The sequence below is a fragment of the Amycolatopsis sp. genome, assembly GCF_035276945.1.
Classification (GTDB): Bacteria; Actinomycetota; Actinomycetes; order Mycobacteriales; family Pseudonocardiaceae; genus Amycolatopsis_E.
In genome coordinates this window covers 22,552-31,040 of the sequence record NZ_DATELF010000178.1, presented here as the reverse complement: position 1 = coordinate 31,040, position 8,489 = coordinate 22,552, and the positions used below count along the sequence as shown (strand labels likewise).

Annotated in this window: 5 protein-coding genes; all 5 read right to left on the bottom strand. The window is 69.7% G+C overall.

Translation table 11 applies throughout. The features are described from left to right. Positions 1–29: 29 nt before the first annotated feature. The 5 genes from narH to VJT49_RS33045 all read right to left on the bottom strand — a co-directional run bounded on the left by narH (position 30) and on the right by VJT49_RS33045 (position 8,258). Positions 30–1,673, bottom strand: a complete 1,644-nt coding sequence (narH, locus tag VJT49_RS33070; protein ID WP_324168919.1) for a nitrate reductase subunit beta — start codon at positions 1,671–1,673, stop codon at positions 30–32. A gap of 31 nt (positions 1,674–1,704) precedes the next feature. Then, the gene (locus tag VJT49_RS33065; protein WP_324168918.1) at positions 1,705–5,430 is read right to left on the bottom strand and encodes a nitrate reductase subunit alpha; all 3,726 of its coding nucleotides are present in this window, start codon (positions 5,428–5,430) and stop codon (positions 1,705–1,707) included. Positions 5,431–5,493: 63 nt separating this feature from the next. Beyond that, on the bottom strand, positions 5,494–5,976 hold the full coding sequence (locus VJT49_RS33060) for a hemerythrin domain-containing protein (RefSeq protein ID WP_324168917.1): 483 nt from the start codon (positions 5,974–5,976) through the stop codon (positions 5,494–5,496). Continuing rightward, positions 5,969–7,204: an MFS transporter gene (locus tag VJT49_RS33055; RefSeq protein ID WP_324168916.1), complete on the bottom strand. Its 1,236-nt coding sequence runs from the start codon at positions 7,202–7,204 to the stop codon at positions 5,969–5,971. Before VJT49_RS33055 ends, VJT49_RS33060 begins: the two co-directional genes overlap by 8 nt. A 448-nt stretch (positions 7,205–7,652) precedes the next feature. After that, positions 7,653–8,258 carry a hypothetical protein gene (locus VJT49_RS33045; RefSeq protein ID WP_324168915.1) on the bottom strand — a complete coding sequence of 202 codons (606 nt, stop codon included), beginning with the start codon at positions 8,256–8,258 and terminating at the stop codon, positions 7,653–7,655. Between the last annotated feature and the right edge of the window lie 231 nt (positions 8,259–8,489).

Sequence of the window (8,489 nt, the reverse complement as noted above, 5' to 3'; positions counted from 1 at the left end):
CGACGCGAGCTTGTACGCGGCAGTATCGCTCATGGGGTCCCCCGTTCGGGGAAAAGGTCTGGTGGGTTGCCTTGCCCGTCCCAGCCGAGCAGGTTGAAGTGGGTGCGGCCGTCGTCCGCGCGGAACGTGTGCTCCTGGCCGGGTGAGCCGGCCGGCCGCCAGGCCTGGATGCCGTGCGGCCCGGTGTTGCCCGGGCCGTCGCCGCCCATGCCGGGCCCGCCTTCGGTGTCCAGGCTGCAGAACAGCTGCTCGTGCTGGCCCATCAGCCGTCCGGCTTCCTCCGCGTGCGCGGGCGGGATGACGTAACGCTGCTCGTACTTGGCGATCGCGAGCAGCCGGTACAGGTCGTCGAGCTCGTCCGGCGTGGACCCGACCGAGGCGGGCAGGTCGTCATCGAGCTCGAGGCCGAGCTGGCCGGCCCGCTGGATGGCACGTACGGCGGCGAGCTTGCGCAGCACCGCCCGCACCGGCCCGGGGTCCCCGGCGGTGAACAGGCTGGCCAGGTACTCCACCGGGATGCGCAGGGCGTCGATGGCGGCGAACACGCGGTCCGGCCGGTCCGGGTCATAGCCGGCCGCGTGGACGACGTCGGCCACCGGCGACAGCGGCGGGATGTACCAGACCATCGGCAGGGTGCGGTATTCCGGGTGCAGGGGCAGCGCGACCTGGTAGGTGTTGATCAGCGCGTGGACCGGGGAGCGTTGCGCAGCTTCGATCCAGTCGCGCGGGATCTCCGCGCGTTCGGCCGCGCGGATCACCTCCGGGTCATGCGGGTCAAGGAACACTTCGCGCTGCGCCTGGTAGAGGCCCCGGTCGTCCGGTGTGGACGCGGCTTCGAGCACCTTGTCGGCGTCGTAGAGCACCAGCCCGATGTAGCGGAGCCGTCCGACGCAGGTTTCGGCGCACACGGTCGGGATGCCGACCTCCACCCGGGGGAAGCAGAAGGTGCACTTTTCGGCCTTGCCGGTGCGGTGGTTGAAGTAGACCTTCTTGTAGGGACAGCCGGACACGCACATCCGCCAGCCGCGGCAGTGGTCCTGGTCGACCAGGACGATGCCGTCTTCCGTGCGCTTGTACAGCGCGCCTGAGGGACAGGAGGCCACGCACGAGGGGTTCAGGCAGTGTTCGCAGATTCGCGGGAGGTAGAACATGAAGGTCCGCTCGAACTCGAAGCGGACCTTGTCCGCGATGCCTTTCAGCAGCGGGTCGTTGTGGCCGTGCTCGGGTGCGCCGCCGAGGTTGTCGTCCCAGTTGGCCGACCAGGAGATCTTCATCTCCTCGCCGCTGATGAGTGAGCGGGGCTTGGCGACCGGGGTGTGCTCCTGGGCGGGTGCGCTGGTAAGGGTGTCGTAGTCGTAGGTCCAGGGCTCGTAGTAGTCGTCGATGCCGGGCAGCTTCGGGTTGGCGAAGATGGTCAGCAGCTTGCGCAGCCGGCCACCACCCTTGAGGGCGAGCCGGCCACGGCGGTTCAGCGTCCACCCACCTCGCCACCGCTCCTGATCCTCATAGGTGCGCGGATACCCCTGCCCCGGGCGGGTTTCGACGTTGTTGAACCAGACGTATTCGACGCCGCTGCGGTTGGTCCAGGCCTGTTTGCAGGTGACCGAGCAGGTGTGGCAGCCGATGCACTTGTCGAGGTTCATCACCATCGCCATCTGGGCCATCGGCTTCATCGGCTCACTCGCAAGCTTCGTTTCGGCACCATCAGTAGGCCACCTCCTGGCTCCGCCGCCGGATCACGGTCACCTCGTCCCGCTGGTTGCCCGTGGGGCCGAGGTAGTTGAAGGCGAAGGACAACTGGGCGTAACCGCCGATCAGGTGCGACGGTTTGATCAGCAGCCGGGTGAGCGAGTTGTGGATCCCGCCCCGGCGGCCGGTGATCTCGCTGCGCGGCACGTCGATCAACCGGTCCTGCGCGTGATGCATGTAGACGGTCCCCTCGGGCATCCGGTGGGACACGATCGCCCGGGCCACCACGACCCCGTTGCGATTGACGGCCTCGATCCAGTCGTTGTCCGCCACCCCGATCTTCGCGGCGTCCTCTTTGGACATCCAGATCGTGGGCCCGCCTCTGGAGAGGCTGAGCATGAACAGGTTGTCCTGGTACTCCGAGTGGATCGACCACTTCGAGTGCGGCGTCAGGTACCGCACCGTCACACCCAGCGCGCGGTCCCCGCTGTATCCAATGGTCGGCTCGCCGCTGTATCCCTTGGTCGGCTCGCCGACGTGTGGTTCACCGAACAGCGCGTCCATGTGCAACGGTGGCCGGAACACCGGCAGCCCCTCGCCCAGTTCGGCCATCCAGTCGTGGTCGAGGAAGAAATGCTGCCGCCCGGTCAGGGTGTGCCATGGCTTGCGCCGCTCGACGTTGATGGTGAACGGCGAGTACCGCCGCCCACCGGTCTCCGAGCCAGACCACTCCGGCGAGGTGATCACCGGCACCGGCGCGGCCTGGGTGTCGGCGAAGGTGATCTGCCTGCCTTCGTGCTCGGCGGCCAGGTCGGCCAGCGGCATGCCGGTGCGCCGTTCCAGCGCGTGGAACCCCTGGGTGGCCAGACGCCCGTTGGTCGTGCCGGACAGCGCGAGGATCGCCTCGCACGCGTGCACGTCCCGGGACAGCGCCGGCCTGCCCGCCGCGGGTCCACTTCGGACGGTTCCGTTCTTGTGCCGTAGGTAGTCCAGGCCCTGGCTCAGGTCGAAGGTGACGCCCTTGGTGGTCGCGCCGAGCGTGTCGGCGAGCGGGCCGAGTGCGGCCATCTTCGCCGCCAGCGAAGGGTAGTCGCGCTCGAGGACCACAAACTTGGGCATCGTCTTGCCGGGCACCGGCTCGCAGTCCCCGGTTTTCCAGTCCGCGGCCCGGCCGTGCGGCGTGGCCAGCTCGTCCGGGGTGTCGTGCAGCAACGGCACCGCGACGACGTCCCTGCGCACCCCCAGGTGCTTCTCGGCGAGCCTGCTGAACGCGTGCGCGATCGTCTGGAAGGAGTCCCAGTCGGTGCGGGTCTGCCAGGGCGGGCTGATCGCCGCGTTGAAGGCGTGCACGAAGGGGTGCATGTCCGTGCTGGACAGGTCGTGCTTCTCGTACCAGGTCGCCGCGGGCAGCACCACGTCGGAGAAAATCGTCGTGCTGGTCATCCGGAAGTCCAGCGTCAACAGGAGGTCCAGCTTCCCGGTGGGCGCTTTTTCGCGCCACACCACGTCCTTCGGCCGGACCTCCGGTGGCGCCTCGGCCGCCCGCACCGAGGCGTCGGTGCCGAGCAGGTGCTTGAGGAAGTACTCGTTGCCCTTGGCCGACGAGCCGAGCAGGTTGGCCCGCCACACGGTCAGCACGCGCGGGAAGTTCTCCGGCGCGTCCGGGTCCTCGGCGGCGAACCGCAGCTTCCCGGCCTTCAGTTCGGCCACGACGTGTTCGCCGATCGGTGTCTCGCCCGCGTCGTCGGCTAGGTCGAGGGGGTTGCGGTCGAAGGTCGGGTATGACGGCATCCAGCCCATGCGCGCCGAGGAGGCCAGCACGTCCGCGGTGGCCTTGCCCCCGAACCGGCCGCCGGCATTGGCCGCGACCAGGGTGTCGGCGCTGAACTGGTCGTAGCGGAACTGGTCGGTGTGCAGGTACCAGTAGGCCGTCTGGATCATCTGTCGTGCCGGGCGGTTCCAGTCCGCGGCCGTCGCGAGCAGCGAGTACCCGGTGACCGGGCGGACCTTCTCCTGGCCGACGTAGTGTGCCCAGCCACCGCCGTTGACACCCTGGCAGCCGGTGAGCGTGGTCAGGGCGAGAAACGCGCGGTAGATGGTGTCGGAGTGGAACCAGTGGTTGGTACCCGCGCCCATGATGATCATCGACCGGCCGCGGGTCTGTTCGGCGTTGGTGGCGAACTCGCGCGCGATGCGTTCCGCGGCCTTCGCCGGGACGCCGGTGATGCTCTCCTGCCAGGCCGGGGTGCAGGGCTCGGTCGCGTCGTCGTAGCCGGCCGGCCACTGGCCGGGCAACCCCTCGCGATGGACGCCGTACTGGGCGAGCAGGAGGTCGAACACGGTGGTGACCAGATGCTCGCCCACACGCCGGACCGGCACACCCCGCCGCGCCAGGGACGCGGAGCCGTCCGGGGTGTCGAACCGGGGCAGTTCCACCTCCACGGCCTCGCCACCCGCGAGCGACAGCAGCGGGTCGACGTCGCCGAGATCGAGGTTCCAGCGCCCGGCGCCCGCCTCGCCGTAACGGAAACCGAGCGATCCGTTGGGCACCACCGGCTCGCCGGTCGCCGAGTCCAGCAGGACGGTCTTGAACGCGGCGTGCTCGCCGTGCTGCCCGAGATCCTCGGCGGTGAGGAATTTACCCGGCACGTGAACGTTTCCGCGCACGTCGAGGCGCACCAGAAACGGCAGGTCGGTGTAGTGCTTGACGTAGTCGGTGAAGTACGGGACCTGGCGGCGAACGAAGAACTCGGTGAGGACGACGTGGCCCATCGCCATCGCCAGGGCGCCGTCCGTGCCGGGTTGGGCGGCCAGCCACTCGTCGGCGAACTTCACGTTGTCGGCGTAGTCCGGGGACACCGCGATGACCTTCTGCCCGCGGTAGCGGGCCTCAGCCATCCAGTGCGCGTCCGGGGTGCGGGTGACCGGCAGGTTCGAGCCCCACATGATGAGGTACCCGGCGTCCCACCAGTCGCCCGACTCGGGCACGTCGGTCTGGTCGCCGAACACCTGCGGCGAGGCCACCGGCAGGTCGGCATACCAGTCGTAGAAGGACAGCATCGCCCCGCCGAGCAGCGAATAGAATCGGGCGCCCGCGGCGTGCGACACCATCGACATCGCCGGGATCGGTGAGAACCCGGCCAGCCGGTCCGGACCATATCGGCGGATCGTGTGCACGTGGGCGGCGGCGACCAGCTCGACCGCCTCGTCCCAGCCGGCCCGCACCAGGCCGCCCTTGCCCCGCGCGGCCTTGTAGCGCCGGGCGCGCTCCGGGTCGTCGACGATCTCCGCCCAGGCCAGCACGGGATCACCGGTGCGGGCCTTGGCTTCCCGGTACATCTGCAGCAGCACGCCCCGCACGTAGGGGTAGCGCACCCGGGTCGGCGAGTAGGTGTACCAGGAGAAGGCCGCCCCACGCGGGCAGCCCCGCGGCTCGTACTCCGGCCGGTCCGGGCCCACCGACGGGTAGTCCGTCTGCTGCGCCTCCCAGGTGATGATCCCGTCCTTGACGTAGACCTTCCACGAACACGAACCCGTGCAGTTGACCCCGTGCGTGGACCGCACGACCTTGTCGTGACTCCACCGGTCCCGGTAGAACTCGTCGGCCTGGCGGCCACCGACCAGGTGCAGGGCACGCAAATCCGGTGACACCTCTCCGCGGGTGAAGAACCGCCGGGTGCGCACCAGCGCCTCGGTCAGCTCACCGTCCAGCCCCACGCGGACGGACTCGTCCGCAGCCATCGCGCCGCCCTTTCGTCATTGAAACGTCGGTTGATCACGAGCACCAAATCGAGGCTAACAGCCTCAACCGGACATCGCGGTGCCACGAATCACGCCACCGCCCACCCGAGCCCGCACCGCATCGACCACAGCCCAGTCCTCGACGGACAGGAAGCCCAGCGCGGCCGGGAAAACGCCGTCCTGCTCGGTCAGGATGTGTTCCCGCAGGACCCCGACGACGGTCAGCAGCCGGTCCGGCCATCCCGGCTCTCGGGGTACCCCGGTCGCGGCCTCACCCAGCACGGCCTCGATCTGGCGGTGCTCGGCCCGCAACGCGGTCACGTGCTCGGCGAACTCACCGGCCAGCGCCGGGAACAGCCCGTCTTCCTCGACCACGGTGTGCGGCCCCGGCACCACGGCGATCTCGCGGGCCAGCTCGGCCATCCGCGCCGCATCCCCGTCCCGGTGCGCCGTCCGCACCTGGCTGATCAACGCGACCACGTGGTCGTGCTCGGCGGTCAGCTCGGCGATCGCGGTCAGCGCCTGACAGCCGCAGTACTCACACATGGCGGGCCACCTCCGGCGCGCGGACCTGGGCGGCGTGCCGCACCCCGGTCGCGGTGAACACCAGCGCCGCGACAGCGACGAGCGCGAGCGCCACAAGCCCGAGAGCGTAGGACGACAGCGCGCCGTAGAGAGCACCCATCACCAGCGGCGGTACGAACCCGCCCAGCCCGCCGGCCGCGCCCACCACACCCGTCACCGACCCCACCTGCTGCGGCGGGGCCAGCAGCGCGACCAGCGCGAACACCGCACCGCTGCCGGCGCCCAGCGCGGCGGCCATGGCCAGGAACGCGATCGTGCCCAGCGGCATCAGCGGGGGCGTGAACGACTGCACCACGGCCCCGGCGGCGACCACGGCAAACGTCCACGCCAGCACCCGCACCGGCCCCAGCCGGTCGGACAGCCAGCCGCCCACCGGGCGCATCAGCACCGCCAGCAGCACGAACCCCGCCATCCGGTTCGCCGCGTCGGCCTGCGCCAGCCCGTACGCGGTCTTCAGATACGCGGGCAGGTACACCGAAAACGCCACAAAGCCACCGAACGCCACCGCATACAGCGCCGAAGCCTGCCAGGTCACCCTCAATTGCAGGACCGCGCCCAACCGGCGCCCCAGCGACTCACGGGGGCTCGTGCGGCCCGGCGCGTCCCGTAGCAGCAACGCCGCCACCACCGCGTACCCGCCCAGCACCCCAGCCGTCACCAGGAACGGCGCCGGAAAGCTCCACGCCTTGACCAGGTTCACCGTGGTCAGCGCGCTGATCGCGGTCCCACCCATGCCCGCGCCGAACACACCGAGCGCCAGGCCGCGCCGCCGGGGCGGGAACCAGGCCGACACGAACGGCACCCCGACCGCGAACGCCGTGCCACCGACGCCGAGCACGAACCCGCCGGCCAGCAGCGTCACCAGCGACGAGTGCCCCACCAGACCGAGAAACAGCACGGGAACGATCGTCACCGCCGAGATCAACGGGAACATCACCCGCCCGCCGTACCGGTCGGTCAGCGCGCCCACCGGGATCCGGCCCAGCGACCCCACCACCACCGGCACCGCCACCACCAGCGCCTGCGCGAACGAATCCAGCCGCAGCGTCTCCTTCATCAGCGGCGCCAACGGACTCAGCAACGCCCACGCCCAGAAATTCACCGCGAACCCGACCGTGGCCAGCGCAAGCATCATGGCCCGCCGCCCCGCCGACGGCCCGGTCGTCCGCGCCGGTTCCGACTCCCGCATGAATCGGCTCCTTCTCATCTCTGGCCCGACTCCCGCACCAGCATCACGTCGACCCCACACCTTGGGCGAGAGATCAAGGTCCTCCACCCCAGGGACTTACGGCCCCGTCCGAAGACCCGTACTTGCCCGTGGTTTCGGGGTTCGAGCCCCGACTTGATCGTTGCGCCAGAATCCGTCCTGGCCGCCACCGCACGCGAAGCCGAAGAAGAAATCGGCGTCCTCATCGACCCTGCCGACCTGGCACACGTCCACACCATCCACGTCAACAGCTCCGGACGCGAACCCCGTCTCGGCCTGTTCTTCCGCACCACTCGCCCGATCGGCGATCAAAGTGGTCGCCCTGCCGGTGGTCGTCGGCCGGACTGTCGATCGCTACCGGCACTGCCGGGTGCGACCGGCAACGGCGGCGCCCGCGGAAAGCGATCCCGGCGGGCGCCGTGTGCCGGCGTCAGAGCAGCCAGCGGTTGTGCCGGACCGTTTCGGCCCACCAGCGGCCGACGCCCCAGGTGTTACCGGCGTAGGTGGCGGCGAGGGCGATGAGCACGATCGCGTAGATGAGGTGATAGTCGACGATCGGGTTGGTGGAGCTGGTGGCCTTGCCGAGTTCGGTGGTCTTCGCGAGTGGCCATTCGGCGATCCACATCAGCAGCATCATGGCGGTCCCGGCCACGGCGGCGATGCGCAGGCCGGCACCGAAGAGGAGGGCGAGGCCGATCGCGGCCAGGCCGATCATGAACGACCAGTCGGCCCACGGCTGGCCTGCCCACGAGCGCAGGGTCGAGGCGAGCGGTCCGACGTGCACGTTGCCGAGGAAACCCTTGGTGGGCGAGCCGCCGTTGATCCAGGCCTTCGCCGACGGGGTGGCGTAGCCGAAGCCGAAGGTCTTGTCGAGGAACGCCCAAAGGAAGAGGAATCCGGTGGCGATCCGCAGCACCGCGGTGACCTTGGCGGCGGTCGGCGTCATGACGGCGCCGTGCTTCGGCGCGGTCCGCGCGGCCCGCTGTGCGGGGATCTGCATCGACGTGGTGAGCTTCGTTTCATCCTGGATGGTCATGGATCCTCCATTGTCTGATGCGTTGAGCCTGGTGTGTTGAGCCTGACGCGGCCGGGGCCGGGACGCTGGGGCCGGAGGTCTCTTCAGGCGAGGACGAATGTCGGGTGAATGTCCGAATGCCAATGAGGACAGAATTTCTCGACGGCGGACCGTGCCGACGACCTGGTCGCCGTCGACCAACGGCAGGGCACCGCTGGTGCGGCTCGACCATTGGGTGGGCGACTCCGGCAC

What these genes read in the sequence shown, in the direction of transcription:
- narH (WP_324168919.1), bottom strand. Translation starts at nt 1,673, where the DNA reads ATGAAGCCGATGGCCCAGATGGCGATGGTGATGAACCTCGACAAGTGC.
- VJT49_RS33065 (WP_324168918.1), bottom strand. Translation starts at nt 5,430, where the DNA reads ATGGCTGCGGACGAGTCCGTCCGCGTGGGGCTGGACGGTGAGCTGACC.
- VJT49_RS33060 (WP_324168917.1), bottom strand. Translation starts at nt 5,976, where the DNA reads ATGTGTGAGTACTGCGGCTGTCAGGCGCTGACCGCGATCGCCGAGCTG.
- VJT49_RS33055 (WP_324168916.1), bottom strand. Translation starts at nt 7,204, where the DNA reads ATGCGGGAGTCGGAACCGGCGCGGACGACCGGGCCGTCGGCGGGGCGG.
- VJT49_RS33045 (WP_324168915.1), bottom strand. Translation starts at nt 8,258, where the DNA reads ATGACCATCCAGGATGAAACGAAGCTCACCACGTCGATGCAGATCCCC.